This is a genomic window from Rhodospirillales bacterium (genome assembly GCA_023898785.1).
Lineage (GTDB): Bacteria > Pseudomonadota > Alphaproteobacteria > Micavibrionales > Micavibrionaceae > TMED27.
Genome location: CP060239.1, coordinates 1196914 through 1223252, shown reverse-complemented (window position 1 = coordinate 1223252; position 26339 = coordinate 1196914). Strand labels below are relative to the sequence as shown.

The window sequence follows — 26339 nt, the reverse complement described above, 5'->3', positions numbered from 1 at the left end:
TTTTTGTTTTGAATTAAACGATTTCCAAACTTTGAGTGCAGTTTATTCGTGCACTTCTTTGCCTTTTTCCAGATGTGAAGCGATTTCCGTTAGAACGCCAAGCACGGATTGGGAGGAAATCAGGCCGACCAGTTTCCGGTTTTTTTCGTCCTCCACAACCGGCAGGGGGCTGTCATATTTAACCATCAGGCGAATGCCTTCGCGTATCGGTGAGTCGACCCGGACGCAGACGGGATTTTTTAACATGACTTCTTCCATCGTTTTCGGCAAAATAATGTTCAACCGTTTTGCAACCCAGGGAGAAGCGCCCAGCAGGTGATCGAGACTAATATCCATGTGTTTGAGCCGCATCATGTGATCGCCGAGCGTCGCCGGAACGGGAAGTAGGCTGTACAACAGGTGCGAAAAGCTGAACAGGCCGACAACGCTCCGATTTTCATCAACGATGGGAACGCTTCGGATATTGTATTTGCTAAAAAGTTCGAGCACCTCGGAAACTGTTTGGTTTGGACGGGCTGTCACGACATCTTCAATCATTGCATCATTGCAGGGCATGATATTTTGCCTTTCTTTTTTTGACGTTAATATCAAATGAATTTAAAAATTATCGCGGAACATGCTCCTCTTAACATTGCAATGCAACAGAAAATTAAACGTAATAACAGATTTTTCCGAAAAATCTCGAATGTGTCTGTATGAAAAGAAATAAAAACGCTTAGATTTATGCCGCTATGATGCTACGATTCTCAGGCGAATTTTCAGGTTCTTTAAGGGGAAAACAATCATGACCAAAACACCAATCACAGTAGCGCGCGGCGATGGAATCGGTCCGGAAATCATGGACGCGACTTTGCAAATTCTTGAGGCTGCCGGTGCGCAGCTTGAGATTGAAGAAATAGAAATTGGTGAAGCGGTCTATAAATCTGGAATAAAAAACGGTATCGCAGAAGAATCATGGGAATCCCTGCGTCGGACAAAAGTGTTCCTCAAAGCCCCCATCACCACCCCCCAGGGCGGCGGTTTTAAATCCCTCAATGTGACAGTCCGCAAATCCTTAGGGCTTTTCGCCAATGTACGCCCCTGCGTATCTTACCACCCGTTTGTACGCACGAATCATCCGAAAATGGATCTGGTGATTATCCGCGAAAACGAAGAAGATCTTTACGGCGGCATCGAATACCGCCAGTCGCGTGACGTAATGGCTTCGCTCAAAGTTATCTCCCGTCCCGGTACAGAGCGCATTATGCGCTACGCTTTTGAATATGCCCGCGCCAATAATCGCAAAAAAGTTACCTGCATGTCCAAAGACAATATCATGAAGATCTCGGACGGTCTGTTTCATCAGGTCTTTGATGAAATTGCCGCCGAATACCCGGATATTGAAAATGAACACATGATCATCGACATCGGCACAGCTAAAGTCGCCAACCGCCCGGATTTATTCGATGTCATCGTTACCACGAACCTGTATGGCGATATTATTTCCGATGTAGCCGCCGAAGTCACCGGCTCCGTCGGTCTTGGCGGTTCGTCCAATATCGGTCTTGATTTCGGCATGTTCGAAGCCGTCCACGGCTCTGCGCCTGACATTGCCGGGCAGGGCATCGCCAACCCCTCCGGGCTTATTCTCGGCTCCGTCATGATGCTCACTCACATCGGCCAAGGCTCCGTTGCAGCCAAAATCCACAACGCTTGGCTGCGCACAATCGAAAATGGTGTTCATACCGGCGAGATTTACCGCAAAGGTATTTCAAAAGAACAGGTTGGCACCGAAGGTTTCACCAAGGCCGTTATTGAGCGTCTGGGACAGGAGCCGGAAGTTCTGCCTGTCAAATCCTACCCCGATGTTGCCGGCGGACTCAAATTGCCGCCGCTTAAACCATCCGTCGAAGTTTCGAAAGAACGCGTTGGCGTCGATATCGGCATCAACTGGGATGGCAGCGCCGATGACTTGGCCGCCGCTATCAATGCTTGCGTCAATGACAATCTTAAGCTCCAGATGATCTCCAACCGCGGCACCAAGGTCTGGCCCGACGGCCAGCCTGAAACATTCTGCGCCGATAACTGGCGCCTGCGCTTTATGTCCGACAACGGCGAAACCGTAAAAACTTCGCAGGTCATCGCTCTGATGGATCGCATGAACAAGGCCGATCTCAACTTCACAAAATCGGTCATGCTGCATAATTACGACGGCAAACCCGGCTTCACGGTCGCCCAAGGGGAATAAGCGCTGTTGGCGATCACCGTCAAAAACCTGTACAATATATGCATGAGACATCTACTCTACGCATTGATAGCACTGGGCTTATTGGTATCGGGGTCTATGACACCTGCATCGCAGGTTTTCGCTCAAAATGGTCCGGCTTACAGATCATTCCAGAAGGCAACGCCGCAAACGCTCGAAGAAGCCATGAGGGCCCCGCGGGTTCCGGGAATGCCCCAGCAGCTCAAATTCCCTTATAAACAACCCCTTGAACCGGTTTTTGACAAGGTCCGCTTCATCAAGCAGGAACCGCCAAGCACGTTGCGCGAGCGTATTGAGCGCCTTATTCACGGCATCTATGTGGATATTCCTCCCGAATATGACCTCTATGGCTATGAAATTCGGCGCTATATGGCCCATATCGGCGGACAGGCCGTGCTCAATTCGTCTCAAAACATTCAAGGGCAGCTCAAAAATATTAAAACAGCAGAAATCATCCTTAGATATTGGCATAAAGAAATTGATAAAGAAGCCAGTGCCATTGAGGCTGAAATCGAAGAGACGAAGGCTTCCCCTTCCATTCGTAGCTCTTTTAAGTATCATCGCGGTGTAGCGCAGGCCTTCTTTGTCGAGGCCAGTAGCTGGCTGGGCAATAACCGTAAACTCCTCGAATATCTTGATGGCATTGGTGTAGACGCATACGAGTTCAAAGATCCGGACATGACATTCAAAAATTTCATGCAGCTACAGCAATATGCCATCCACCTTAAGGCGCGCAACGATGCCCTTGAACAAATCCAGGGCTACACCCCGTTCCTGAGAATGGTTTATTAATGCGGATGTGACAAAGTAAAGCCACTATCCGCTGATTTCAAAAGATTATTGAGATCGCGCGCGAATTTATCCTGCTGATCATGAGCGACGATTTCATAAAATTGTTCAAGATAAGCCAAGCGTATACCGAAAGGAATTGTCGCACCCTGTTCCTTAAATGTTGCATAAAGCTTGGCATCTCCAGCCAAATTCCCCAAATTGCCTTTCTTTGTGTAACAGGCAAAAGCCAGTTGAAAAATCTGGTCATGGACGCCTTCGTGAAAAACGATGCTCAAAGCCTTTAAAGGGTTACGAAAGCCGGCATCGTCATGCGTATTAATCTTAATTTTTCTCGATCCGGTTTTCAGATTACAAGCAGAGGAGCCATTTAAGATACGAATCGCATTGGATTGTTTGTAGTAACGCTTCGCTTCTTCAAAAAATACAATATTCGTCTCCCCAAAATCAAAATCGCTTGCTTCGCAGGACGCAGCAGCCTGATATAAATTCACGGCTTGAATAACCGCTTTTTGATCATTCTCACAAGAAACCGGATAATGCACTATGCTTTCAAGAAGACCACGGTCATCTTGAATCGAGCGTAAAGTAAGATCGCGGCTGTTTTCCAAAAAATCCAGATACGTCTGAGAATGGCGGATTGTTTCCGATATATGCAGCATCGCTTCTACATGAGGGCGTACATTTTTATGCTTGTCCCATGGGTCAACGGCAAAACCGGAATCTTCTGAAAATTCCGGAACATTGTTCCTTACACCTCTGACAAGAGTAGCAATATCGGAAAAACGCTGGGAAAGTGGACGCTCGCTAAGCGCTTTTTTACTCATTGATGTTATGGATCGAATAAAAGCTTTACTAGCCATGGCACATTATAAACATTTACATAAAAACAATGTTTATACAGGGCGAAACACATAAATAGCAAGAAAAAGATTTCGGCTAAATCATTGAAAGATGCTATGCGCCCTCAATTTTTAGCCTTTTTCGCGGCTTCGACGGTGTTTTTCAGCAAGCACGCAATCGTCATCGGCCCGACGCCGCCCGGCACTGGCGTAATTGCGCTCGCTACGCCGCGTGCCTGTTCATAATCAACATCACCGCATAATTTCCCGTCATCCTGGCGATTAATGCCCACATCAATCACAATCGCGCCCGGCTTAATCCACGCACCCTGAACCATTTTAGGACGCCCGACGGCGGCCACCAGAATATCGGCCTGCTGGCAAATCTCCGGTAAATTTTGCGTTCGTGAATGCGCGCTTGTTACCGTACAGTTTTCGGCCAAAAGCAACTGCGCCATTGGCTTTCCAAACAATAAGCTTCTCCCGATCACCACCGCATGTTTGCCGCTCAAATCTTCCTCAACACTCTTGATGAGCATCATCGAGCCTTGCGGCGTACACGGCACCAACCCGCTTTTATCGCCTGCAATCAACTTGCCCTGATTAATGAATGTCAGCCCGTCCACGTCTTTTTCCGGCTTGATATGCTGGATCAACACATCGGCATTCAGCGGGTAAGGCAGCGGCAATTGCAGTAAAATCCCGTGCACATCCTTATTATCATTAAACGCTTCGATTTCGGCCATAATCTCCGCTTCTGTGGCCTGTGCAGGCAACCGCGATTCAAAGCTTTTAATTCCGCACGCCTCACAAGCCTTAATTTTGTTGTGTACATAAACCTGAGAGGCTGGGTCCTCGCCGACCAAAATCACAGCCAAACCGGGCTGTATATTCAGCCCCGCGACTTCATCTGCCAGTTCCTCGCGCAGGGTCTTGGCCACCGCCTTGCCGTCAATATTCTGTGTCTCGCTCATGGCGTGTGCCTCTTTCTTTGCCAGCATTATATCAAAACCCCTACAACGATATTTTGTAACAGTGATAGCCCCAAAATAACCACAATCGGAGTGACATCAATGCCGCCAATCGGCGGGATATACTTCTGTAAGGGTTTGTAAATTGGATCAGTCGCACGTTTCAAAAGCGCAACCAGGTTTTGCGCCTGCGCGTTTTCAGCATTGATGACGTCAAAAATAATCAGCCAACTCACCACGACCTGAATAACAATGATGCCAATATAAATGTCAAAGGCCAGACTGACCAGATATGCGATCATGCCCATGGTGCAACCTCCTGAATTTCTTCAAATATTAACCTTTTTCCTGATATACTATTCGGAAGAGTTTAACAAGAGCAAGCAGACAGCATGATTCCTTTTGACCCTGTAACAGCAGGCACGGCCTTAATTCTTGCGGTATCCAGCCCGCAAATTTGCCAAATGACGACGTCGGCTGATATCTCTGTTGTGCCCAAAACCGCTGAATTAGTAATAGACACCTCACGTAGCGCTGCATCGCTGCAAGGCCAAAGCATCGATACGATTAACCCTTATGGCTACAACAACGTTACGCATACGAACGGTTTTATGGAGGGGCAAATCAATATGCGCTCATCTGTAGAGCTTGATTACAAGCTCACATCAAGGGCAAACGCCTATTGCATCTATTATAAAAAAGTCACCATAACGCTCGATATTACGCCTAAAATTGTAATTGCGAAGGAAGTTTCAGAAGATTCCTGCATGTATGGCGCCGTGCTTGAACATGAAATGAAACACGTTAATGCTGATCGCAAAATCGTCAATAAATATGCGCAAACGATCGGAAAAAAAGTTTTTGACGGGCTCCGGCAGCGCGGTTTTATTGCCGGGCCCATTGCAGCGGAAAATGCGCAAACCATCATGGACAGAATGAAAAACACCGTTGCTCAGCTTGTTCAGTTTGAATATAAGAAAATGGAAATCGAACGCACAGAAGCCCAGCAAGCTATAGATAATTTGGCCGAATACCAGTTTGTGCAGGGCCAATGCCCGGATTACGAATCACCTTTAGCTGCCAGCAGAGGGCAATGATTTACCAAACGTCATTGCGAGGAGGACTTAGTCCGACGCGGCAATCCACTTAGATTGCTTCGCTTCGCTCGCAATGACGATAAAATTAAGCAACGTTGAGCGCCGCTTCCAAATCACTTAATAAATCATCAATATGCTCTATCCCCACGGACAGGCGCAGAAGATTATCGGTAACGCCAGCTTTTGCACGCGCTTCAGCGCCCATAGAAACATGCGTCATGCTGGCTGGATGGTTGATCAGGCTCTCCGTCCCGCCCAGCGATTGCGCCAGTGAAAACATCTCAAGCTTTGACAAAAACCCGTCCATATCGCCTTCAAGCGTAAAGCTCAGCATTGCCCCAAAACCTTCCTGTTGGCGTTTTGCGATCTCATGGCCCTCATGGCCGGGCAAACCGGGATAAAAGACTTTGGAAACTTTAGAATGCTCTTGCAGATAATGCGCAATCGCTGCGGCGTTCTCTTCTCCCCGGTGCACCCGCACCTCCAGCGTTCGCATCCCGCGCAGCGTCATATACGCATCAAACGGCGCCCCGATGGTGCCCAGCGAGTTGTTCCATAAATGTAAATCGGCCAAAAATTGCTCATCATCTTTCACGATCACGCAGCCCCCCACAACATCGCTATGGCCGTTCAGGAACTTGGTGGTGGAATGAAAAACGATATCCGCGCCGAGCTTTAAAGGATTTTGCAAAATAGGAGACAGGAATGTGTTATCACACACTGTGAGTGCACCGCAGGCCTTCGCTCGTTTGGAAATATCTGCAATATCGGCAATCCGCATGACCGGGTTGCTGGGCGTTTCTAAAATCACCATGCGCGGGTTTTTGTCAAAGGCTTGCGTCAAGGCGCCTTCGTCGTAACAATCGATAAACTTCAGCCGGAAATGCTTTTTCTCCGCCAGTGCGCGCAAAAGCCAATAAGAGCGCCCATACATATCATAAGGTGCCAGCACCAGATCATCCGGCCCTAACAAATGCAACAAGAGCGTCAACGCCGCCATCCCCGAAGCTGTAACCGCACAACCAATACCGCCTTCAAGGGCTGCCAAAGCGTTGGCAAGTTCATCGCGCGTCGGGTTGCGCGTGCGCGAATATTCGTAATCCCCGCGCTTGTCGAGCCCGTCAATCTGAAAGGTGGAAGATAAATAAAGCGGCGGCATCACCGACCTATAGGCCGGGTCCGTCCCCACGCCTGCTCGAACGGCTGTTGTGCGTCGTCTTTTATGCAAGGGCTTTTGAATGCTCATAAATATAGTTGTATCCACGACGGCGCTCCCGCGTCAATCCGCTTCGCGATAATTATTGACATATTTGGAGTATTTATTGTAATAAACTATGCGCTTACAGCAACAAGCAGGCAGATGTAAAAACATGTCAGACGAAACAGCAGATAAAAAGTCAGAGACTTCCGATACAGATAAAAAATCGGTGCCGGAAAGAGTGTTTAAAGAGTATAATTTGAAACGTATCCAGGCAGAATCCGTCAAGATAACGGCCGAAAGGGCTATTGAGATAATTCCAAAACTCGCTGAAAATAAAACGCGTATAATACCGTTTAATATTGCAAAAATATTTAGTTTTAATGCGCCGCTTTTGCAAAATGATGCCGTGCGTCATTGCACGATTGAAGCGTTCAAAAATTTTCCAGGCGCGGCGTCTCACGTGGCAGGTTTACTGAGTATTGAAGGTGAATATTTGAACCTGGCTGCGCTTTATTCCAGGGAGAGCTTCGTTCAAACGCACGAGGATGATTATATTGCAGCCTTGCAGGACATTGGCGGAAAAGAGGCTGTACAGGAATTGGCGACCACTATTGCCAGATGGTGCCCGGAAAAAGCTATTGCCGCTCTTGAAACCATGGATGATGAAAATGCGCCAGAAGCGATCTTCCTGAGCGGTAAAGTCGATTTTGAAGCGGGCCTTGGTCAGCATAATGCGGATGCGCTCGGCGCTATGGCCTTGCTCCACAAAAGAGCAAAAGCCGGAGAATTTAGGAGCATTAGCACCGATAGCGTTCAAAACTTTACACGGGCGCTGGTCAAAAGCCTTCTTGATGCACCGTCGCTTCTGAAGGCGCTTGAGGGTTGCCGACCGTATCCTTCAAAAGGATCATATAGCAGTTTTGACATTGATGATCGTGAAGATATCCCTGTTCCGGACGAATTAATTGCAAGTTTTAAGGCCGCGCTAAAAGCGGTAGATGATCAGGGAATGCTTTCCCGAAAAGTATCCCGCGTTTTTAGTGACGTTGTCAAACACCATAAAAGAACGCAAAAGTCTGAGAACAGTCTGCAAAGCCGAATTGAAAAGATGGAGCTTTAAAAGTCTGCCCAAAACGTAAAACCGCCGGGGTGGTAAGGCCCGGCGGTAAAATTACGGTAGTGAGCTAATTTAGACAGTAGAGGTCTGAATTCTTCTAATTCCGATCTGGTTTGTCTATACTTTAAAGTATCTCTTCCAAATGTGGCAAAAAAAAGGGCAGACTATGCTCATTTTAAGGATTTTCATAACACATTGAATTCTCACGTATTTTTACAGATTTTAAACCATTTCAACTCATGATATGCTCTTGCAACGGTCTAATTCAGGCTCAAATTTCAAGGGATAAAAAAATGACACGCACCGGCCACGATTCTCTGCAAACACGTAAAACACTCGAAGTTGATGGAAAAAGCTACGATTATTTCAGCCTTAAAGCCGCCGCAGACAAGATTGGCGACATATCGCGCCTGCCTTATACCCTCAAAGTCCTGCTCGAAAACCTGCTCCGGTTTGAAGATGGCCGTTCTGTAACAACAGAAGATGTGCAGGCGCTGGCCGATTGGCTCAAGGCCAAAAAATCAAGCCATGAAATCGCCTACCGCCCCGCGCGCGTATTGATGCAGGATTTCACCGGCGTCCCTGCGGTGGTTGATCTGGCCGCAATGCGTGAGGCAATGAAAGCCCTTGGTGGTGATCCACAGAAAATCAACCCGCTGGTGCCCGTCGATCTCGTGATTGATCACTCCGTTATGGTTGATGAATTTGGCACTCCATCTGCTTTCCAAGCCAATGTTGAACACGAGTTTGAGCGCAACGGTGAGCGCTATGAGTTCCTCAAATGGGGGCAGGGAGCCTTTAAAAATTTCCGTGTTGTCCCGCCGGGCACCGGTATCTGCCATCAGGTCAATCTTGAATATCTTGCCCAGACTGTCTGGGAAGACGGCGGCGTAATCTATCCTGATACGCTGGTCGGCACAGATTCTCATACCACAATGGTCAACGGATTATCTGTTCTGGGCTGGGGCGTCGGCGGTATCGAGGCCGAAGCTGCCATGCTTGGCCAGCCAATTTCTATGCTCATCCCTGAAGTCGTTGGCTTTAAGCTGACCGGCAAAATGAAAGAAGGCAACACCGCCACCGATCTGGTCTTGCGCGTGGTTGAAATGCTTCGCGAGCTGGGCGTTGTTGGTAAATTCGTTGAATTCTACGGTGATGGTCTCGATCATCTCACACTGGCCGATCAGGCCACGATTGCCAACATGGCTCCGGAATATGGCGCAACCTGCGGCTTCTTCCCGATTGATGAAGAAACGCTCAACTACCTGCGCTTCACGGGCCGCGACGAACACCGCGTAAAAATCGTGGAAAGCTATGCAAAAGAACAAGGCATGTGGCGCGACGCAAAGACACCTGATCCTGAATTTACCACCACGCTGCATCTGGATTTGGCCGACGTGGTTCCCTCTATCTCTGGCCCGAAACGCCCGCAAGACCGCATAGCTCTGACTGACTCTGTAAAAGCATTCGCCAAAGTCTGCCCTGAAGAAAAATCTGTTCCTGTCAAAGGTGCGGACTATACGCTGGATAACGGCGATGTTGTGATTGCCGCGATTACCTCTTGCACAAACACGTCCAACCCGGCCGTAATGATGGCCGCGGGCCTCGTAGCGCGCAAAGCCCGCGAAAAGGGCCTCACCGCCAAGCCATGGGTAAAAACATCCCTTGCGCCCGGCTCACAGGTTGTGACCAGCTATCTTGATAAGGCGGGCTTGACCGAAGACCTCAACGCCCTCGGCTTCGATACGGTCGGCTATGGCTGCACCACCTGTATCGGCAATTCCGGCCCCTTGCCCGGCCCCATTGGCGCAGCGGTGGAAGCAGGGGATCTGAACGTAACCTCCGTCCTGTCTGGTAACCGCAACTTTGAGGGGCGCATTTCACCGCATGTAAAATCCAACTATCTGGCCTCCCCGCCATTGGTTGTGGCCTACGCCATTGCAGGGTCCATGAAGGTCGATCTGTACAAAGAGCCATTAGGCCAGGACTCCGCCGGCAACGATGTGTTTATGAAAGACATCTGGCCAAGTAATCAGGAGGTTGAAGAACTGATGCGCACCTGCATTACGCGTGAAATGTTCCTTGACCGCTATGGTGATGTCTTTAAAGGCACAAAAGAATGGCAGGCCATCGGCACAGCGGCTGCCAGTGAAACCTATAGCTGGAAAGACAGCTCTACCTATATTCAAAACCCGCCATTCTTCGAAGGCATGAGCAACCAGGCTGGAGATGTGAAGGACATTAAAGGCGCACGTCCATTAGCCATTCTTGGCGATTCTGTGACCACGGACCATATCTCTCCCGCCGGATCATTTAAACCCGACCACCCTGCCGGTGCCTATCTGGTCGAACATGGCGTCCAGCCCAAAGACTTCAACTCCTACGGCTCGCGCCGGGGCAACGACCGTGTGATGACTCGCGGCACTTTCGCCAATATCCGCATTAAAAACGAAATGGTTCCCGGTACCGAAGGCGGCTATACCAGATATATGCCATCAGGCGAAGAGATGAGTATCTATGATGCGGCCATGAAATACCGCCAGGAAGGTGCGCAGCTCGTTGTGATTGGCGGCAAGGAATACGGCACAGGCTCATCGCGAGACTGGGCGGCCAAGGGCACGCGTTTGCTCGGCGTCAAAGCTGTCATCACCGAAAGTTTCGAGCGTATTCACCGCTCCAACCTTATCGGCATGGGCGTCCTGCCGCTGCAATTCAAGGGCGGTGTAAACCGCGAGACCTTGAAACTGGACGGCAGCGAAACTTTTGACATCACTGGCATTTCCGGCGGTCTCAAACCCGCCCAGGATGTCGCCATGAGCGTGCATTACGCCGATGGTTCAAGCAAAGACGTAACACTGCTCTGTCGTCTCGATACGCTCGATGAAGTCGAATATTTTGAAAATGGCGGTATTTTGCATTATGTCTTGCGCAGCCTGGCCGCGTAATCTAAAGCCCGCTTGGCAGGGTTTTAAGGCTCTATATCGGGGATAGGAAACGCAAGAGCCGCCAGGATAGCCTGTTCTTCGTATTCACGCGTGAGTCCATCATATATTTTGGGTTTCCATGGATAGAGTGTGCTCACGCCCCGATGCTGCGCATCCGGCGTTGGCATCTGCGCTGCCTCTTGCTTGATGCGCCGCTCATATATTTCCAAAGCCTCACTAAAATCCACATCAGCCAGCACGTCTTCGAGTGAAAGTTTATAACGGCCCTTGGCACTTTTAAGAAAATTATCAACCATTTCCCAATCAAAATCGGGATGATTTGGCAAGGCTCCGCTGTCTTTTTCAGGAATTTCGCCTTTTAATCTCGCGTGGCATATTGCTTCTTCTTGTATGGCAGCGCATATGCGCTGTTTGAGTGTCATACCATCGCTTAAGCCCCGGCACCTCGCCTGTCCTGCCATATCAAGGGCACACCAGTTTTCACTGGTTTTATCAAAAACTTCACCGGAACGTTTGTGAGGAAATGCACCAAATTTTTCAAGATGCGACCAAATATGGCCAACAATAATATCGTGGCTGAGTTTGGGATATCGTGGGCTGCATTTACTATCGACAGAAACGGTCTTGGCGATAGGGGCTTTCTTTTTCGGCTTTTTCATTGTTTTGGTAAGTTGTAAATCTATCCCGCGCGCCGCGCATTCCTCCTCTATATGTTTCTTAGCTTTGAAAATTCTTGATTTAACGGTTCCTTCTAAAATACCGAGAGCGGCGGCTGTTTCTTCACAGGATTTCATCTCAATAATTCTTAAGCGGAAAGTTTTTTTCATATCGTCAGGCAGTGCCTCAAGAGCCGCAATGAAAGCCTGCAGAGTTTCCCTGTCTTCCCAAAAAGCTAAAACATCACTGCCAGCCTCAAGAGACAGGCCATACAGATCACTGTCAAAAAGATCATCATAGCTAGTGCCATCGTATGTTTTATTGGTTTTTGAAAAATTTATGCTCGCGTTACGGGCTATCGTGTATATCCATGTATGAAAGCAGCTTTCTCCTCTAAAATTTCTGAGGCCACTCCAGCCTTTCATATAAACATCTTGCAAAATGTCATCCGTGTTCGCAGCTGTTTGAAAACGCATAAGAAGCCGCCTCATGCTTGGCTCATATTTGAAGAAAAGCGTATTGTAGGCGGTCTCGTCTCCGTTTTTTGCGCAGGCTAATAGGGCACCTTCTTCTGCTTTGTCATAACCATAAGGTGTGCTTTCATTTGCATCGTTAGAGGGGTTTTCCTCGGCGCAGGCCCAAAATGTCGCCGACGTATCAAATTGCTTCGAAAAATCGTCTGACAGACCATTCTGTTCCCAATGCTCAGCCTCTTGGGAAAAAGCGATGTTTATGGACTCAGAATACGCAGTTTGACTCATGGCAATATAAAGACGTCAGCATCCTAAATAAACGAATCCACAACAATTACATAATCATAAGCAAAAAACAATAAGTTTTTCTAATATACCTAAAAATACAATGGAATAAGGATGTTTTAAACCTCTTCACCATCTGGAGTGTTTCCATCAGTAGGGGCATCAAGCTCATTACCTTCTGGCGCTTTCTCAGGCGGCTCCAAAATCCGTTGTCCCAGCTCTTCAGCCTGCGCCATGAGCAAATAAAACTCTGGCTTTTCAGGGCGATACCGCACTTCGTGCGCTGCCTCCATGTTGGCGATTTCATTGGCTAGCCGGCCCAGCCGCTGCTTGCCCTCACGGGTTTGCTTCTCTTCCTTGGAAAATCGTTCAATCAGACCGATACGGATTTTCTCTGTATTCATTCCCATCAGAAAGGCCATTTGTACACCTTCCAAAAACGCCGCCGCGCCGCCCAGGCACTGTGGAATGTTAATGGCATGGCCGGATGATTTTGACTTTGCAACAAAACTAAAGGTCGTTGTCTGATTTGAACCGCGCAAAATCACGCCGCATCGCCCTTCACCTCTCTCAAAATGTACAGATAACGCCACATTGGCATCATGATCAATATTCAAACGTTTTCCCGCAGCCTCAAACATCTTTTCAGCCATCGGAATAGCGTAATCGTAATCTTGATTGTTGCCATGGTCGCATTTTTCAATCATGTCCAGAAACGGGTGATACTCTCCGGCAGAAAAAATGCATTTTCCGCCATGGTAAATCGCAATCCAGCGCTGTGGATTATAAGCATATTCATAATCATTGACGATAGAGCCCCACGCTTTTTCCCAATCAAAAGGCGGTTGACGCCGGGCAATTGGCCCCAATTGCTCAAACTCACGAATAATGCGCGCCGCCATACGCACCACGGAATGCATGTTGTGCCCCCGGACAATAAAGACCTCATCCAAACTGTCTTTGGGGGTTTCAAGCTCAACGACAAAACGATTGCTCAGCGCGATAATCGCACTCTCTTTTTTGTTTCCGGCCTTAGGGTCGTGAATAACAAATTTTTCGCGCAGTAATGATGAAGTAAAATTTTGCATAAGAGCTCGTTGCGTGGGGCTGAATCTACAAATCCAAATTCATCATATCTTAATGAGAAGAAGGGGCCAAGCTTTTCAATTCAAAGGTGTTTTAAGTGCAAAACTCTAATATGGGCGCGGTGTGCGTGTTGCGTTTTGCTACGCCTAATGTTCGGCTGAGCGCCGCCAGCGCCTCTTCAATCTGCAGGCGGACCGGGTGATTAGCCGCAAAGCTGTCGCATTCTTGCATCGTTGAAAATTGATTGCACAGACTCTTATGCTCTGTGCGTGCAAAGCTGCCCTGACCGCGGGCTTGTTTTTCATGATCTTTTAAATATTCACTGGCCGCTTCACCTAAAAAATCCATTTCCTGTGTACCGCCAATTTCAAACATTCCGGAGGAGGTATTATCGTTGCCGGCATCGGCAAATGCCGTGCCCAAAAAACTATCCAGCATCATGCTGCCAAGCATGCCGTCATACTCAGCGGCAGGTTTAAATGCGCTATCCAGGGAAATAAAAAGTGGGCCACGCTGGTGCGGAGCTTGTGGATCTGCTGCCAGTTTATAAAGCCTGCATGCAAGTCCCCTGATCCGTCCCTCTATTGTTTTTTGTGTAAATTCTGCTTTTAAGGCAGTTATATTCACCATCGTGACCCTCTTTTTTCTTAGAGGATACGAAGACGAAGTAAATATTTGCTGAATTATGGATAAAACTTTAAGTAATAGTTACAAATATTACTTAAACTGTATTTATATAAAATTTTATATATTTACTTTCGGTATATAAAAACCGCCGCAAAACAGATGCGGCGGGAGCAGGTATAAAGGAGTAAGTATAAAAAAGCGCAGAGCTATGCCCTTAAGCTAATTCTCACCTTTTTTTGTTTGGAAGAAATTATCAATATCGTTTTGCGTAGAAAGCTTGTTTTTAATCGCAACATGATCTTCTGGGTTTACATCTATTTGAATGCCCATTTTGTCAAGTGCGCTGCCGAGACGATCTTCGATAATACGCAAATTCTCCAGCGTTTTACGGATACGCTGGCCGGTAATATCCTGAAACGAACATGCCATATAAATTTCTTCGACGTCTTTTCCCATCTCTTCAAAGGCTTGCTTGCGCCCTTCATCTGTAGAAGAGTTTTTTTCCTCTTCAATCCGGCTGGTTAAATGATCCGCCGCATCCAAAATCCGGTTAGCTGCTTGTTCGGTCATTTCCACAACCGCGTCCAGCTCTACCCCGGCATTGGCCGCTGTTGAGCCGTCTCCGGCATAGGAAACGGCCTTGAGAATTTCTAAAATCTCGGCAAACCGCTTGATAATACCTTCTTCAGCCATATCGACTTGCTGAGATGTCGCATTAATTTCCATCGAAATCTCATCAAAGCGCCGGGCGATAAACTGTTCAATGGTTGAGAGTCGTTGCGCAACACTGTCAACTGCGCTGAAAACGCCTTGCGCCGTTTCATCGTTATTTTTATCTGATTTTGGTTTTTCGCTCACGACTTCCACTGCTTTCTGCTGAAAAGTGATTAGCGTTGAAGGACTAATAAACTATATCATGCAGATATTAATAAAATTCTTCTATCCTGCCTATTACTTTCTTATTATTATACGGGCGTATTTAAAAAGACGCCGAGGTTGATTTTTCCCTTATGCCCCGTGAAGATCGTAGAATTATTTTTAGTCAGGATGAAGTTTACAAGGCTATATACGCCCTGAGTGTACAAAAACAGTTGCCAAAACCCCCACCGGGTGCAGTGACCAGTGTAAAAGAAAAAGATTCTGACACATCGCAGATTGTCTTGACACTTGAAAATCCAGCAGATCAAAGTATAGAAATTCGTGAATATGCCCGGGATTTTCTGGCCGCCGCGCTTATGATGTTTTGCCGGGGAGCAGGGATCCCGTTGCCCAAAAGCGCAAAAAAATCAGTGCTCATCCACGATGGCGAAATCATCCTGCGGGCGCAGATTTAATCTGTTTCCAAACCTGAATCCGTTGGAGGTTCTTGTGAGAGGGATGAATCAGGCTGCGAGTTTTCCGCTTTTTCAGCCTCGTTTTTAACCTCGGCAGGCGGCGTATCCGCTTTTTGATACAGATCAAACACATCAATAATCTCTAAAATCTGCTCGATCTCGCGTTTGCATTGCATCGCATGCTGTTTCGTCGCAACCGGAATATGAATGTTGGAGGCTTCAAACATATCGCCCTTATATGGAATCATAAGGAATACAAATTTCCTTTTGAAAAACGACGCGCTAATATCCGCATTGTCAAAAATATCAGCCGCTTCTGCAAGTTCCTTGAGCAGCCGCTCACCGATAAAAAGCTTTGCGCCCTCAGGATTATCGGAAAGAATTTGAAAACGATCCCAGCTTTTGTTGCCGGTCGAAATCGGAACGTCTTGAAGCTTTCCCCAGCGTGATGATCGCCACATGCGATAGGCGTTCCGATCAGCCGTTAGAATTGTATGCCCCTCGATTGCTGCATTAGGAATTTCCAGCAATACAAACACGCCATCAAAAACAGGCGCTATATATTTTTTCTTGGTTTTAAGGCGCGCTTCGGAAAACAACACCTTAACGCCCTTATAATGCCCCAAAAAACAATCTTCAGCTTCATAAATGTCATGAGCCGGGATCAACCCGGTTCTGGCGATAATTTTACGCCCGATCCCGCGTGAAGGATGAAATTTAAACCCGCCCAGAGCCTGGGCAAGGCGCGGCAAAAACTCTCGTTTATAGCTGCGCTCGTAGTCTTTCAAAATCCCGTTGTTCCAGATTTGCAGTAAGGCCGGGATCATAACCGCAAGCAACATAGAGCCAACAGCGCGCAGGATGTCGGCTTCCATAAACAAAAACCAACCAAATCCGGTCGCGCCAATTGTCAGGCTGATAAGCCCCAATGTCATGGTCACGTTCCCGCGTGTGCGGTGACGCTTCATAAACGATAGCCGCATATCTTCCGCATCGCGGATTAACCGTTCAACCATCACGGAAAAATCGTCATCCCGGCTGCGCGAAACCTCCTGCGCTTCAGGCTCCGGTGATGGCGTATCTGTATGCTCTGGAGTGTCATTCATAGGCTAAATTAAACACGCTATTGTCATTATGGACAAGAAATCTTTGCCAAAGAGTGCTTGAATTCCTTTTGTCTTTTAGGTCCTGAGTCTAAGCCACGTCTTCGAGATCATTCAACGCCTCGGCCAGCGGTTCATACCAATCGCGGATCATCCCAGCCTCTTCGCGAGAAGGGTGATTAAATGGGCGTTTAAGCTGCCCGTTGAAATAGGTGCGAACCAAATCCTGCCACGTTTCCTCAACGTCTTTTCCATGATGCGCGCACCATGCCTCAAACCAGCGCGTTCCTGCGCGCACATGCGTAATCTCGTCATCATGAATAATTTGCAGCATGTGGGCCGTTTCGGTGTCGCCCTGTTTCTCCATAGCGGCAATCATTCCCGGCGTCACGTCCAGTCCACGCGCTTCCAGAACCATAGGCACAATCGCAAGGCGCGCCGCAAAATCATGCGCCGTTTTCTCCGAGGATTCCCACAAACCGTCATGGGCAGGCAGGTCGCCATAAGAAGCGCCCAGCGCATTTAAACGCTCCTCCAGCATCAAATGATGCTTGGCTTCGTCATCTGCCACCTTAACCCAATCATCGTAAAAGTCTTTGGGGCGCGTAAAGCCGCCTAAATCAAACCCCCGCGCCATCACATCCCATGCCAGATCAATCGCATTAAGCTCAATATGCGCCAGCGCATGGAGTAGAGCGATTTTGGAGCGCGGGCTTCCGGCTTTCGCACGTTTAGGCATGTCTTTGGGAGCAAGAAGCTGCGGCCTTTCACTGCGCGCCGGTCTGGCAGGCAGATCAGCGTGCCCGATATTGCAAATATCGCCAGCGCGCCACGCCTGTGCATATTGCCTTGTCTTTTCTGCTTTTTTAACCGCTTCAGGCGTGCTCAACACATCCATTGCCGCTTCGCATAATGTTATCATCACTTTTTTACTCTACGTGAACCCAGCGATAGCAATTTTCGCTTTTGTTAAAATCAATCTGTGCATGCTGGTCAACAACCGTAATCCTGCTTGGATAAATAAGCCTGTAATACTGCGCACTTTCACCGTTGTTTAGGGCTATGGTTTCACGCATGTATTCCTGACCTTCAAGCTCAAAAGCATCAAGCCGACGTAACAGATCGGTGCCCGCATCATATAACTCCCCGGCGATATGGCTGTGTCCGGCAATAACGCCCGGAAACGGATAAGGAGGATCAACACATGCCACCATGCTGCACTCCTCTCTGGCCGTACGCACCGGGCCTAAAAAATGCCCGAGATCAAGCTGCGCGGCATTGCGAAACCCCCGCATTAATGTGCCGTAAAGAAACAGCAAGGCCATGGATTCATATTGCTCTTAATTAAGGTTTCAAAACCGCAGTTGCACTCACGCTCAGGCTGATTGTTGTCTCTCCGGCTTGGGCAACCGGCACAGCCATATCCATTGCCGCATCGTCCGCTACCATACTGCGTTCATACATTTGTAGGTTAGAGTAGGAGGCGTCCTCATTCACAATTGTAACCTCACGCAAAGAAGCGCTGGACTTTCCAAGCGCCTTCGCCGCGCGATCCGCTCGCTGTTGGAGCTGTATCAGCGCTGCTTCCATCAAACTATCCTTAACGCTTGCAGCCGTTTCAGGGTCAAGCGTATAGCTAAGCCCATGCGTTGCCAGCTTCATATCCTGCAAATCTCCGCTAAGAGCCAGCAAGTCATCCGCATTTTTGGATTTGAGCGTAATATTCTGAGATCCGCGCCAAAGCCGTTCTTTCGTATGTGGATCACTGGTTTCATACACCTGATACGCTCCTGTTTGCGCTTCAACTTCCTTTTCTCGTTTGACGCGCTCAAGTGCTTTTTTCATGGTGCTATTAACTTCGTTTTGCAATGCGCGTACATCACGGTTGGTTGCACTATAAGACAGCGTCGTCACCAGCAGATCCTGCTCAACATCGCGCCGCTCGGTCGCCGAGAAATTCATCATCAAATGCCCGTCCGGCAGATCGGGCGCAGGACTGGCGCCGCATTGCGCCGCCACCGTTTGGGGGAATGAGAAAACAGCGGCCAAGGCCAGTATCAAAATTACACGCATGAAAGTCCTCCTGATTGCTGGAAAAGCCAGCATAGCGATTTGAAAAAGGAAGAGCAATCTTTTGAAAAGTGAGCGGACCCCTATGCAGCTTTGGGAATATTCTCTTTTGCTTTTTCATCCTTGGTATAGGCCTCATAAACGATCACAGGAATCTTAAGCCCGCCCAGATGCTCTTCGATCAACGGCTTGACATCCTCCCAGTCCTGTCCGCCGACACCGGTTGCCAGCCGCGGCAGAGCAACGGAACTCAGACTCTCCGCATCGATAATCGCGCAAAGTTCTTTCAAAGCATGAGAGATATTTTTAACACTGGCCTTGCCTGGATGCGCATTATGATCCGGCGCAGGGTCCTGCGTCATCAAATTAATAATCACCCCGTCCGGCCCGGCCCACAGCCACGCCCCACCGGCCGGTGGATTGCTTTGATGACAATAATGACGAAAATCCTTTGCCATCGCCGGAAAACGCTCACGCAGCGTCAACGCCAATCCCTGATTAAAATGATCGCCCGGCGCAATGCCGTGTGCAATGGCTTGCGCATCGCTAAGAAGAATATCACCGGAAACATACTTAATCATGGATTTGTCCTTGTTTTGAAAGAGCGCGTTGAAAGAGCGCAAAACTGCGCCTGACGAACTCCATTCTATGCGATTTCTTAATAATGGGGAAGGGGGGTTGGTGTCTATTTTGCCGCGCTTGATAAATGTCAAATCGCAGGCCAGCAAACAGGCATACGCTGGGACCATATCCATGCAAAAAGGAGTAAAGACAATGTTTAAACAAATAGAAGGCCTTCCCGAAAACGTACTGGGTATAGAGGTGAGTGGCAAATTGACGCACGAGGACTACGTTGACGGCATGTTGCTGCTGTGCGACGAGATGCTGGAAAAACACAAGCCGTTGAAAATGATGCTTGTGATCGCTAGGGATTTCGGCGGCATGGAACTTTCCGCCATGTGGGATGATATGAGCTACGGGATCAGACATTGGAATGATCTTTCGCATATCGCTTTTGTCACAGACGAGGGCTGGATTCGCAATATGACCGCGCTGTTTAAGCCCTTCTTCCCTGGTGAAGTAAAATTCTATGGGCTGGACGAGGTCGAACAGGCGAAAGACTGGATCGTCGGCGCCCGGGAACTGGCAGCCTAGGACGCCATCGTCATTGCGAGGAGTGCAACGACGTTTACTTCGGCATCGGCGTCAGCGTCTCATCTACGGGCGCATAGGTCTTCGGCGGAGCAGGGCGGTAATCCTTATCAATCAGAATTTCGCGCTGCGGCTTTGCGGTGACGGCGTCATATATAAACGCCCCGGCCACCAGCACCGCCAACACAATCCCCGCAATCACCAATCTACGTTTCATCGCTCACCTTCCGTCTTCCCGGTGCACTTACCTGGCACTTCACACGCCCGGCACTTATCGCGCTGTGCCTCCCACTTCTTGTGTAAAGCCTCGCTGTCGCCATACTCAAGATAACCGTAATAACGCGCTGGCGGGTCCTTGAGCTTTCTGGCGTGTTTAATCGGGCACCAATATTGCTCCGTCCGGCTGGCGATCTCGCGCACATAGGCAATCACCCCGTTGGCATATTCACAGTAAATGCAGTTCATCTTCTCAATGATGTTGAGATAGGCTAGATATTTGCGATCCATCACCACATACTCGCGGCGCTTGACCTTGGGAATGCCGTAAATCGGAAAACAGATCGCTTGATAAACGCTGACAAACAGATCGCAAATCATGATCGGAAGTATCATACTGTAGATGAGCGGCGAGGTCAGCACGACCAGCAACCGTGATTCCCGAAGGTATCGGATCAGGCCCATTTTGGCCTCGCGCTGCAGGGCCAGCGCCTCTTGCTCGAAAATCACCTTACGGCGTTCCAACCGGTATTGGAACTCATCACGCTTCTCGGACAGCTCGGTTTCAACCTCACTTTGCAGCTCACGGATCTTGTCACGAATTTTATGCGCGAGATTGGTCATGTGGGTTAATTCATTCCCTTATCTTTTTGGCTGTGCTGAAACAATATCATGTCATTGCGAGCGCAGCGAAGCAATCCAGAAACATTAACCACAGATAAACACCGATGAACACAGATTATTTCTCTCGCAATCTCATCTGTGTGTATTTGTGTTTATTCGTGGTTCAAAAGGCTGGATTGCCGCGTCGCCTGCGGCTCCTCGCAATGACGAAAAGGAATGATATTTTTGGGCAGGGGACGGTTCCAAAGATTTATTTTGATATTTCTTTTAACATGCTTTGCATCTGAGGCAGGACATGCTTAATCCATGTTTCATCGGCCATTTCTTTTAAGTCACTGTTAGAAAATATTTTCTTTGTTATTTCGAAGTATTCTTTGTATTCGATCAAAAACCACGTAGCGGCAATCTGCTCTGGTAAATTAGAGGGAGAACTATCTTCTCTTTTTCCTGAAATTACGCTAATCAACTGCATGTACTTTGAGTAACGTTTTTCTTTGAGTTCTCTATTTCTGGTGTCTAACCATTTTATAAAAGCGAAAAGTCCCGCAAAAGTAACTGTAAGGACGCTTAAAAATTGGCTGTTTTCAGAAATAAAATCTAACATCACTCCCCCCTCCCCATCTTGAGCGCCTTAAAAAAATCAACGCCGTGTTCGTCGATATGCGCTTTGAAGGGCGGATGGGAGATGGTTTCATACTGCACCACGTCAATCTTATAAGGGATCGGTAGATCTTGCAGCCCGGAGCGGATACGGCTAAACAGGTCGGGATCTATAGCTTCGCCCCAGACGCAGATATCAATATCGGAGTTATAACGGTAATTCCCCATCGCGCGCGATCCGAAAATCTCTATGCGCTCAATCTCCGGCCAGCCCATAAGAAACCGGCGGATATTGTCAATCGTCAGCGGCGGCAGGCCGAAAGGCTGGTCTTCATAACGGTTCGGCTCAACCATCATGCCGCCCTTTAAGATAGTTATAAAGCGCCGTAATATGCGGTAAGTAATCTCTTTCAATCATCTCAACACCGCTCAAAATATGCGATTCATCATAGGTGTGTGATGTAAGATTGCGGTTTTTAAGCATGCTCATCCACATATCACCGTCCTGAATAAGCCCTGCTGCCATCGCTTCCTGAATCACTTTGCGCGGGCTAATCTCGATCAAATTGATTCCTGAGTAAACCAGATAATCTTTCATCACTTTCCACGATAGCTCGAACGTAATCTCAAACGCCTGAATGCATCCCATCTTCTCCAGATCGGACAGGTCACTGAAATTAGCATCAAGCGCATCAGCCAATACGCTATAAGCCTTCTCAAAGTTTTCAAATCGTTGCTTCCAACGCTCGCTCATCACTCATCCCCCATTTTCAGCGCGGCGATAAACGCGCTTTGTGGAATTTCTACATTACCATATTGGCGCATCTTGGCTTTGCCTTTTTTCTGCTTTTCCAGCAGCTTCTTCTTGCGCGTAATGTCCCCGCCGTAACATTTCGCGGTCACGTCCTTGCGCAGCGCGGAGACATTTTCCCGCGCGATAATCTTGCCGCCGATTGCCGCCTGAATGGCGATTTTGAACATCTGGCGCGGGATTAACTCTTTCAACCGCTCGCACATCTGGCGACCACGCGATTCCGCATTATCGCGGTGGCAAATCATCGCCAGCGCATCCACCGGCTCTTCATTCACCCGGATTTCCAACTTCACAAGGTTGTTCTGCCCATACCCGTCCAGATCATAATCAAAACTGGCATAGCCTTTGGAAATACTCTTCAGCCGGTCGTAAAAGTCAAACACCACCTCGTTGAGCGGCAGACGGTAGATCAGCATCGCCCGCCCCCCGGCGTAAGTCAGGTCAAGCTGCACCCCGCGCCGCTCCTGACACAGTTGTAACAATCCCCCCAGATATTCATCGGGCACCAAAATGGTTGCCTTGATCCATGGTTCCTCAATCGTTTCAATCCGCTGCACCTCTGGCATATCAACCGGATTATACAGCTCCATCTTCTCGCCATTGGTCAGGTTCAGCTTATACACCACGCTTGGCGCGGTCGGGATCAGATCAAGATCAAATTCCCGCTCCAGCCGCTCCTGAATAATCTCCATATGGAGCAGGCCGAGAAAGCCGCAGCGAAAACCAAGGCCGAGCGCTTGGCTGCTCTCCGGCTCATAATGCAGGCTTGCGTCATTGAGTTTTACTTTGCCTAAGGACTCGCGCAGCTTCTCAAAATCCCCCGCATCGGCCGGATAAAACGAACAAAACACCATCGGGATCGACGGTTTAAAGCCGGGCAAACGCTCTGCGCAAGGGCGCTTCTCATCGGTGATTGTGTCGCCGACATTGGTTTCCGAAATATCCTTGATCGAGGCCGTGATGAACCCCATCTCGCCGGGCCCCAGCACGTCTAACTCCACCTTTTTCGGGGTGAACATCCCAACGCGGTCAATCTCACGCACCCGCCCATTGGACATAAATTTGATCTTTTGGCCCTTGCGAAGATATCCGTCCACGACGCGCACCAGCACCACCACGCCCAGGTAAATGTCATACCAGCTATCGACCAGCAAAGCCTTGGTCGGCTTGTCCGCACTCCCCTCATGCGGCGGCGGCAGGACCTTGACGATCGCTTCGAGTAGCGCATCAATGCCTTTCCCCGTCTTGGCGCTAACCTCAATTGCCTCTGAGCAATCCAGTCCGATGACATCCTCAACCTCGGTCTTAACCCGGTCCGGGCAGGCCGCTGGAAGGTCGATTTTGTTAATGACCGGCACAATCTCATGATCGTTATCCAGCGCCTGATAGACATTGGCCAGCGTCTGTGCTTCCACGCCTTGGGACGCATCCACGACCAGCAAAGAGCCTTCGCACGACGCCAGCGAGCGCGAAACCTCATAAGAAAAATCTACATGTCCCGGCGTATCCATCAGATTAAGCTGATAGGCAATCCCGTTCTTGGCGATGTATTCGAGGCGCACCGTCTGGGCTTTAATGGTAATCCCGCGCTCGCGCTCAATATCGGTGTTATCCAGCACCTGTTCTTGCATTTCGCGCTCTTCCAGCCCCCCGCAGGTCTGGATCAACCGGTCCGCCAGCGTCGATTTCCCATGATCAATATGGGCGATAATCGCGAAGTTACGGATATGTTCGAGTGGTTTGGTCTCATGTGTGCTCATGGACAAAAGGAATAGGCGAGGGAACAGCGAAAAGCAAGCGTGGATTTATGAAGGCGTGGAATCTGATCCCGGACCGTTAAGGTCTTCATCGGTATAATTATGACCTTGAGACATTGCACGTATCGCATCCATGGCGCGTTCATTATTTTCATCTGTGCCCGGTGTAAAGTCTTTTGGAGTGGTATCATAGCATGTGATAACGCCGTCCCCCCAGGTGTTAACCTCTATTTCCTTTAACGTTAGGCTTGTGTTATCGGTTTCAGACAAACAATGTAGTTTTTCAATCGGCAGGAACGTTCGAACAGAGATGACATCTCCTTCTCGAAGCGATTTTTTTGCTTCTTCAGTATTATAGGTTGGAACAAATGCCACAACGCCAGTAAAGCGATTTCGCTCATCAAAGCTCGTGAAGACATCAATCACATTTAAAACAACATTTTTTACCAGTGTTTTTGTAAATTTGTGCTGGGCCGGTGGCAGGCCGTTTATGCTGAGGCGCATCTCATTCGTCAGATCGCCTAGTTCGAAGCGTTTTTTAGCCATAAATATATACCCTTATCTCCGCGAAATAAAATTATGGGAATTATAGCATTTTCATCTTTACGTCAAGGGAAACATGAAGGAAAGATAAAGTATGCTTGAGTGAAAAGTGCAAAACGCTTAACGTAAAACAATGGACGAAGAACGGAAGCAGCCTGAGAAAAAGATTATCCTGCAAGATCGGACCGCACCCAGCCCCTCCAGCCCGGCGCTTTGGCTGGCCTTGTTGGCTGTGCCGCTGGTCTTCGGCCTTATTGTCGGGCTAGGGCAAAAGGAAGGCAGACAGCGCCTGCCCGATACGCTGGAGGAAATGATCCCCGATGTACCGGTCAGTAACCGTGGCCGGGGAGGTACGACAGTTGCGCCAGGGAGAGATCCTGTTATTGGCGCAGCGATAAAGACTGCGACCCCGCCGGAATTAAAAAGCTATACATGTAACTTTGAACCCTGGATAGGGTTGAAACTGTCGCAAGAGATGTTGGATGCATTAAAGGGCGCCTCAACGGGTGAGCGCCCTTACCGTATTTTACGCCCCGGTGATGCTAAGACACAGGACTACAGCCCCACCCGGGTGAATTTTGAAATTGATAAAGCGGGTACAATCACCCGCGTGTGGTGCGGTTGATCTTAACCGTTGGTGAGATCCATGGCATTGGTCACCACAGGGGCAGCGCATGAATCAAGTTGTTGCCCACCAAAGCAAGCGGTCCTGAAGGTCCCCTGAAAATCTATGCCGAAGCTGTCGCTGGCAATTGTTTTCATATCGATAACTGACATGTCACACTCCTCTAATTATCTATTATGTTAATGTTTTTTTATTAATTTTTTATTAATGACGCAGACGTTTTTAGTTTCGATGAATAATCAACGGGATATAATTTCCTTCCTTTGCTTCTCCGGTTTCTGGGTCCAACAAAACCATCAGAATCTGGTGAGAATTCTGCATATGGACCGCAACGCTCTGTGACAGAGGAAGGCCAATATCGCGTATATCACCGTCATCCATGACAAAATCCAGTTTGTTTGTATCTAGGTCAAATTCAAACCAGGCTATGTCATTTTTAAAAGGATGACTGTGAAAAACAACAACACGACCATCCTCTTTGATAGCAACTTCAATATCCAGACGGTTATCTTCATTTACACCATAAACAAAGTCCGTCAGGTTACCGACGCTCGGGCGATCTGAAATTTCATTATGGGTATCTTCTGTCATAACAGCAGTATAACCACATTTTTATTGAAAGACCACATCTGCCTGTGTCCGCCTTTAACAAATATATTGTACCATGACATTTTTCAAAAAATCAAAGAAAATATCTATATTTTTCAGTAATTTACATGCGAACTTTAAGGTGAATATTAACCTTTTATTTACCTTTATGTGTGATGGGTACGAATGTCCCGTCAATCGCCTCGCCGTCTTTGGTTTGAACAATCTGCACTTCCTCGGCTTTGGTAAAATAAGGCCGGATTAGCCACTGGATTTTCACGCCCAGGTCCAAAACGCTGCCATCCTTTAAGAAAACATCAACCTCGTGGGTCTTGGGGTCATATTCCATGCGCTCTAAAGCGTCGTAATCAATGGCCTTTCCATGAAAGATAAATGTTTCTTTGGTAATTTTGTTACAGTAAATATCCATCTCGTCCGGCAGGAACAAAGACGGCTTGTCCTTGGCTTCACCGGGCGTGAAGGCCTTCTTGATACTGTCTTTTTTATGCTCAGGTTTGTCGGTCATAATTTGAATGTGCCCGGAAAAAAGGGCGAAAGGATGGATGCATAGAAACCGG

32 protein-coding genes are annotated in these 26339 nt (G+C 48.3%); 8 read left to right on the top strand and 24 right to left on the bottom strand.

The window, feature by feature from the left end:
- Positions 1 to 42 precede the first annotated feature (42 nt).
- Complete coding sequence (locus tag H6859_06190) at positions 43 to 555, bottom strand: CBS domain-containing protein (protein ID USO04756.1); 513 nt, start codon at positions 553 to 555, stop codon at positions 43 to 45.
- Positions 556 to 784: 229 nt separating this feature from the next.
- Between H6859_06190 and H6859_06185 the strand changes: the two genes are divergently transcribed.
- Entirely contained in the window at positions 785 to 2227 is a 1443-nt protein-coding gene (locus H6859_06185) for an NADP-dependent isocitrate dehydrogenase (protein ID USO04755.1), read from the top strand.
- A gap of 96 nt (positions 2228 to 2323) precedes the next feature.
- Positions 2324 to 3037, top strand: a complete 714-nt coding sequence (locus tag H6859_06180; GenBank protein ID USO04754.1) for a hypothetical protein — start codon at positions 2324 to 2326, stop codon at positions 3035 to 3037.
- Here H6859_06180 and H6859_06175 read toward each other — a convergent pair.
- From H6859_06175 to H6859_06165, 3 genes are all read right to left on the bottom strand, one after another.
- Positions 3034 to 3897 carry a hypothetical protein gene (locus H6859_06175; GenBank protein USO04753.1) on the bottom strand — a complete coding sequence of 288 codons (864 nt, stop codon included), beginning with the start codon at positions 3895 to 3897 and terminating at the stop codon, positions 3034 to 3036. The two genes, H6859_06180 and H6859_06175, sit on opposite strands and share 4 nt — an antisense overlap.
- A gap of 104 nt (positions 3898 to 4001) precedes the next feature.
- Positions 4002 to 4850: a bifunctional methylenetetrahydrofolate dehydrogenase/methenyltetrahydrofolate cyclohydrolase FolD gene (gene folD / locus H6859_06170; GenBank protein USO04752.1), complete on the bottom strand. Its 849-nt coding sequence runs from the start codon at positions 4848 to 4850 to the stop codon at positions 4002 to 4004.
- A gap of 26 nt (positions 4851 to 4876) precedes the next feature.
- Positions 4877 to 5155: a YggT family protein gene (locus tag H6859_06165; protein ID USO04751.1), complete on the bottom strand. Its 279-nt coding sequence runs from the start codon at positions 5153 to 5155 to the stop codon at positions 4877 to 4879.
- 84 nt (positions 5156 to 5239) lie between these two features.
- On the opposite strand from H6859_06165, the gene H6859_06160 reads away from it, so the two are divergent.
- Positions 5240 to 5944 carry a hypothetical protein gene (locus H6859_06160; GenBank protein USO04750.1) on the top strand — a complete coding sequence of 235 codons (705 nt, stop codon included), beginning with the start codon at positions 5240 to 5242 and terminating at the stop codon, positions 5942 to 5944.
- 85 nt (positions 5945 to 6029) lie between these two features.
- Here H6859_06160 and metB read toward each other — a convergent pair whose 3' ends face one another.
- Complete coding sequence (gene metB, locus H6859_06155) at positions 6030 to 7190, bottom strand: cystathionine gamma-synthase (GenBank protein ID USO04749.1); 1161 nt, start codon at positions 7188 to 7190, stop codon at positions 6030 to 6032.
- A 124-nt stretch (positions 7191 to 7314) separates the two neighbouring features.
- Between metB and H6859_06150 the strand changes: the two genes are divergently transcribed.
- Positions 7315 to 8265, top strand: a complete 951-nt coding sequence (locus tag H6859_06150) for a hypothetical protein (GenBank protein ID USO04748.1) — start codon at positions 7315 to 7317, stop codon at positions 8263 to 8265.
- Positions 8266 to 8555: 290 nt separating this feature from the next.
- The gene (gene acnA / locus H6859_06145; protein USO04747.1) at positions 8556 to 11207 is read left to right on the top strand and encodes an aconitate hydratase AcnA; all 2652 of its coding nucleotides are present in this window, start codon (positions 8556 to 8558) and stop codon (positions 11205 to 11207) included.
- Positions 11208 to 11230: 23 nt separating this feature from the next.
- Here the strand turns inward: acnA and H6859_06140 are convergent, their stop codons facing one another.
- The 4 genes from H6859_06140 to H6859_06125 form a co-directional block, all read right to left on the bottom strand.
- Positions 11231 to 12625: a sigma-70 family RNA polymerase sigma factor gene (locus H6859_06140; protein USO04746.1), complete on the bottom strand. Its 1395-nt coding sequence runs from the start codon at positions 12623 to 12625 to the stop codon at positions 11231 to 11233.
- 116 nt (positions 12626 to 12741) lie between these two features.
- A complete protein-coding gene (locus H6859_06135) occupies positions 12742 to 13710 on the bottom strand; it encodes a hypothetical protein (protein USO04745.1) in 969 nt (322 codons plus the stop codon).
- Positions 13711 to 13801: 91 nt separating this feature from the next.
- Positions 13802 to 14338, bottom strand: a complete 537-nt coding sequence (locus H6859_06130; protein ID USO04744.1) for a hypothetical protein — start codon at positions 14336 to 14338, stop codon at positions 13802 to 13804.
- 216 nt (positions 14339 to 14554) lie between these two features.
- Entirely contained in the window at positions 14555 to 15193 is a 639-nt protein-coding gene (locus H6859_06125) for a hypothetical protein (protein USO04743.1), read from the bottom strand.
- 152 nt (positions 15194 to 15345) lie between these two features.
- Here H6859_06125 and H6859_06120 point away from each other — a divergent pair, with 152 nt between their 5' ends.
- On the top strand, positions 15346 to 15669 hold the full coding sequence (locus H6859_06120; GenBank protein ID USO04742.1) for a hypothetical protein: 324 nt from the start codon (positions 15346 to 15348) through the stop codon (positions 15667 to 15669).
- Here H6859_06120 and H6859_06115 read toward each other — a convergent pair.
- From H6859_06115 to H6859_06095, 5 genes are all read right to left on the bottom strand, one after another.
- Entirely contained in the window at positions 15666 to 16775 is a 1110-nt protein-coding gene (locus H6859_06115) for a DUF3137 domain-containing protein (protein USO04741.1), read from the bottom strand. The genes H6859_06120 and H6859_06115 overlap by 4 nt on opposite strands.
- Before the next feature lie 88 nt (positions 16776 to 16863).
- Complete coding sequence (locus H6859_06110) at positions 16864 to 17694, bottom strand: ferritin-like domain-containing protein (protein USO06715.1); 831 nt, start codon at positions 17692 to 17694, stop codon at positions 16864 to 16866.
- A 7-nt stretch (positions 17695 to 17701) separates the two neighbouring features.
- Positions 17702 to 18097, bottom strand: a complete 396-nt coding sequence (locus H6859_06105; GenBank protein ID USO04740.1) for a gamma-glutamylcyclotransferase — start codon at positions 18095 to 18097, stop codon at positions 17702 to 17704.
- Positions 18098 to 18116: 19 nt separating this feature from the next.
- Positions 18117 to 18845: an SIMPL domain-containing protein gene (locus tag H6859_06100; GenBank protein USO04739.1), complete on the bottom strand. Its 729-nt coding sequence runs from the start codon at positions 18843 to 18845 to the stop codon at positions 18117 to 18119.
- An 80-nt stretch (positions 18846 to 18925) separates the two neighbouring features.
- Positions 18926 to 19423: a macro domain-containing protein gene (locus H6859_06095; protein USO04738.1), complete on the bottom strand. Its 498-nt coding sequence runs from the start codon at positions 19421 to 19423 to the stop codon at positions 18926 to 18928.
- Between the two features lie 100 nt (positions 19424 to 19523).
- On the opposite strand from H6859_06095, the gene H6859_06090 reads away from it, so the two are divergent.
- Positions 19524 to 19997: an STAS/SEC14 domain-containing protein gene (locus tag H6859_06090; GenBank protein USO04737.1), complete on the top strand. Its 474-nt coding sequence runs from the start codon at positions 19524 to 19526 to the stop codon at positions 19995 to 19997.
- A 34-nt stretch (positions 19998 to 20031) separates the two neighbouring features.
- Here H6859_06090 and H6859_06085 read toward each other — a convergent pair whose 3' ends face one another.
- From H6859_06085 to H6859_06055, 7 genes are all read right to left on the bottom strand, one after another.
- Positions 20032 to 20211: a hypothetical protein gene (locus tag H6859_06085; protein USO04736.1), complete on the bottom strand. Its 180-nt coding sequence runs from the start codon at positions 20209 to 20211 to the stop codon at positions 20032 to 20034.
- Positions 20208 to 20834, bottom strand: coding sequence for a hypothetical protein (locus H6859_06080; protein USO04735.1), 627 nt, complete (start codon positions 20832 to 20834; stop codon positions 20208 to 20210). The genes H6859_06085 and H6859_06080 overlap by 4 nt, the downstream gene beginning before the upstream one ends.
- A gap of 250 nt (positions 20835 to 21084) precedes the next feature.
- Positions 21085 to 21438, bottom strand: coding sequence for a hypothetical protein (locus tag H6859_06075; GenBank protein USO04734.1), 354 nt, complete (start codon positions 21436 to 21438; stop codon positions 21085 to 21087).
- Positions 21438 to 21791, bottom strand: coding sequence for a nucleotidyltransferase domain-containing protein (locus tag H6859_06070; protein USO04733.1), 354 nt, complete (start codon positions 21789 to 21791; stop codon positions 21438 to 21440). Before H6859_06070 ends, H6859_06075 begins: the two co-directional genes overlap by 1 nt.
- Complete coding sequence (locus H6859_06065; protein USO04732.1) at positions 21781 to 22188, bottom strand: nucleotidyltransferase substrate binding protein; 408 nt, start codon at positions 22186 to 22188, stop codon at positions 21781 to 21783. The genes H6859_06070 and H6859_06065 overlap by 11 nt, the downstream gene beginning before the upstream one ends.
- The gene (lepA, locus tag H6859_06060) at positions 22188 to 24008 is read right to left on the bottom strand and encodes an elongation factor 4 (protein USO04731.1); all 1821 of its coding nucleotides are present in this window, start codon (positions 24006 to 24008) and stop codon (positions 22188 to 22190) included. Before lepA ends, H6859_06065 begins: the two co-directional genes overlap by 1 nt.
- Before the next feature lie 45 nt (positions 24009 to 24053).
- Positions 24054 to 24551: a hypothetical protein gene (locus H6859_06055; protein USO04730.1), complete on the bottom strand. Its 498-nt coding sequence runs from the start codon at positions 24549 to 24551 to the stop codon at positions 24054 to 24056.
- Positions 24552 to 24681: 130 nt separating this feature from the next.
- Between H6859_06055 and H6859_06050 the strand changes: the two genes are divergently transcribed.
- Positions 24682 to 25173, top strand: a complete 492-nt coding sequence (locus H6859_06050; protein ID USO04729.1) for a hypothetical protein — start codon at positions 24682 to 24684, stop codon at positions 25171 to 25173.
- Between the two features lie 2 nt (positions 25174 to 25175).
- Here the strand turns inward: H6859_06050 and H6859_06045 are convergent, their stop codons facing one another.
- From H6859_06045 to H6859_06035, 3 genes are all read right to left on the bottom strand, one after another.
- The gene (locus H6859_06045; GenBank protein ID USO04728.1) at positions 25176 to 25325 is read right to left on the bottom strand and encodes a hypothetical protein; all 150 of its coding nucleotides are present in this window, start codon (positions 25323 to 25325) and stop codon (positions 25176 to 25178) included.
- A gap of 70 nt (positions 25326 to 25395) precedes the next feature.
- Complete coding sequence (locus tag H6859_06040; GenBank protein USO04727.1) at positions 25396 to 25764, bottom strand: hypothetical protein; 369 nt, start codon at positions 25762 to 25764, stop codon at positions 25396 to 25398.
- A gap of 154 nt (positions 25765 to 25918) precedes the next feature.
- Positions 25919 to 26287 (bottom strand): hypothetical protein, encoded by a 369-nt coding sequence (locus tag H6859_06035; protein ID USO04726.1) that lies wholly within the window; start codon positions 26285 to 26287, stop codon positions 25919 to 25921.
- Positions 26288 to 26339: the final 52 nt, after the last annotated feature.

Excerpts from the sequence above, each read along its gene's own strand:
- H6859_06190 (USO04756.1), bottom strand. The coding sequence starts at position 555 with ATGCCCTGCAATGATGCAATGATTGAAGATGTCGTGACAGCCCGTCCA.
- H6859_06185 (USO04755.1), top strand. The coding sequence starts at position 785 with ATGACCAAAACACCAATCACAGTAGCGCGCGGCGATGGAATCGGTCCG.
- H6859_06180 (USO04754.1), top strand. The coding sequence starts at position 2,324 with ATGACACCTGCATCGCAGGTTTTCGCTCAAAATGGTCCGGCTTACAGA.
- H6859_06175 (USO04753.1), bottom strand. The coding sequence starts at position 3,897 with ATGGCTAGTAAAGCTTTTATTCGATCCATAACATCAATGAGTAAAAAA.
- folD (USO04752.1), bottom strand. The coding sequence starts at position 4,850 with ATGAGCGAGACACAGAATATTGACGGCAAGGCGGTGGCCAAGACCCTG.
- H6859_06165 (USO04751.1), bottom strand. The coding sequence starts at position 5,155 with ATGGGCATGATCGCATATCTGGTCAGTCTGGCCTTTGACATTTATATT.
- H6859_06160 (USO04750.1), top strand. The coding sequence starts at position 5,240 with ATGATTCCTTTTGACCCTGTAACAGCAGGCACGGCCTTAATTCTTGCG.
- metB (USO04749.1), bottom strand. The coding sequence starts at position 7,190 with ATGAGCATTCAAAAGCCCTTGCATAAAAGACGACGCACAACAGCCGTT.
- H6859_06150 (USO04748.1), top strand. The coding sequence starts at position 7,315 with ATGTCAGACGAAACAGCAGATAAAAAGTCAGAGACTTCCGATACAGAT.
- acnA (USO04747.1), top strand. The coding sequence starts at position 8,556 with ATGACACGCACCGGCCACGATTCTCTGCAAACACGTAAAACACTCGAA.
- H6859_06140 (USO04746.1), bottom strand. The coding sequence starts at position 12,625 with ATGAGTCAAACTGCGTATTCTGAGTCCATAAACATCGCTTTTTCCCAA.
- H6859_06135 (USO04745.1), bottom strand. The coding sequence starts at position 13,710 with ATGCAAAATTTTACTTCATCATTACTGCGCGAAAAATTTGTTATTCAC.
- H6859_06130 (USO04744.1), bottom strand. The coding sequence starts at position 14,338 with ATGGTGAATATAACTGCCTTAAAAGCAGAATTTACACAAAAAACAATA.
- H6859_06120 (USO04742.1), top strand. The coding sequence starts at position 15,346 with ATGCCCCGTGAAGATCGTAGAATTATTTTTAGTCAGGATGAAGTTTAC.
- H6859_06115 (USO04741.1), bottom strand. The coding sequence starts at position 16,775 with ATGAATGACACTCCAGAGCATACAGATACGCCATCACCGGAGCCTGAA.
- H6859_06110 (USO06715.1), bottom strand. The coding sequence starts at position 17,694 with ATGATAACATTATGCGAAGCGGCAATGGATGTGTTGAGCACGCCTGAA.
- H6859_06105 (USO04740.1), bottom strand. The coding sequence starts at position 18,097 with ATGGCCTTGCTGTTTCTTTACGGCACATTAATGCGGGGGTTTCGCAAT.
- H6859_06100 (USO04739.1), bottom strand. The coding sequence starts at position 18,845 with ATGCGTGTAATTTTGATACTGGCCTTGGCCGCTGTTTTCTCATTCCCC.
- H6859_06095 (USO04738.1), bottom strand. The coding sequence starts at position 19,423 with ATGATTAAGTATGTTTCCGGTGATATTCTTCTTAGCGATGCGCAAGCC.
- H6859_06085 (USO04736.1), bottom strand. The coding sequence starts at position 20,211 with ATGAAACGTAGATTGGTGATTGCGGGGATTGTGTTGGCGGTGCTGGTG.
- H6859_06080 (USO04735.1), bottom strand. The coding sequence starts at position 20,834 with ATGACCAATCTCGCGCATAAAATTCGTGACAAGATCCGTGAGCTGCAA.
- H6859_06075 (USO04734.1), bottom strand. The coding sequence starts at position 21,438 with ATGTTAGATTTTATTTCTGAAAACAGCCAATTTTTAAGCGTCCTTACA.
- H6859_06070 (USO04733.1), bottom strand. The coding sequence starts at position 21,791 with ATGATGGTTGAGCCGAACCGTTATGAAGACCAGCCTTTCGGCCTGCCG.
- H6859_06065 (USO04732.1), bottom strand. The coding sequence starts at position 22,188 with ATGAGCGAGCGTTGGAAGCAACGATTTGAAAACTTTGAGAAGGCTTAT.
- lepA (USO04731.1), bottom strand. The coding sequence starts at position 24,008 with ATGAGCACACATGAGACCAAACCACTCGAACATATCCGTAACTTCGCG.
- H6859_06055 (USO04730.1), bottom strand. The coding sequence starts at position 24,551 with ATGGCTAAAAAACGCTTCGAACTAGGCGATCTGACGAATGAGATGCGC.
- H6859_06050 (USO04729.1), top strand. The coding sequence starts at position 24,682 with ATGGACGAAGAACGGAAGCAGCCTGAGAAAAAGATTATCCTGCAAGAT.
- H6859_06045 (USO04728.1), bottom strand. The coding sequence starts at position 25,325 with ATGTCAGTTATCGATATGAAAACAATTGCCAGCGACAGCTTCGGCATA.
- H6859_06040 (USO04727.1), bottom strand. The coding sequence starts at position 25,764 with ATGACAGAAGATACCCATAATGAAATTTCAGATCGCCCGAGCGTCGGT.
- H6859_06035 (USO04726.1), bottom strand. The coding sequence starts at position 26,287 with ATGACCGACAAACCTGAGCATAAAAAAGACAGTATCAAGAAGGCCTTC.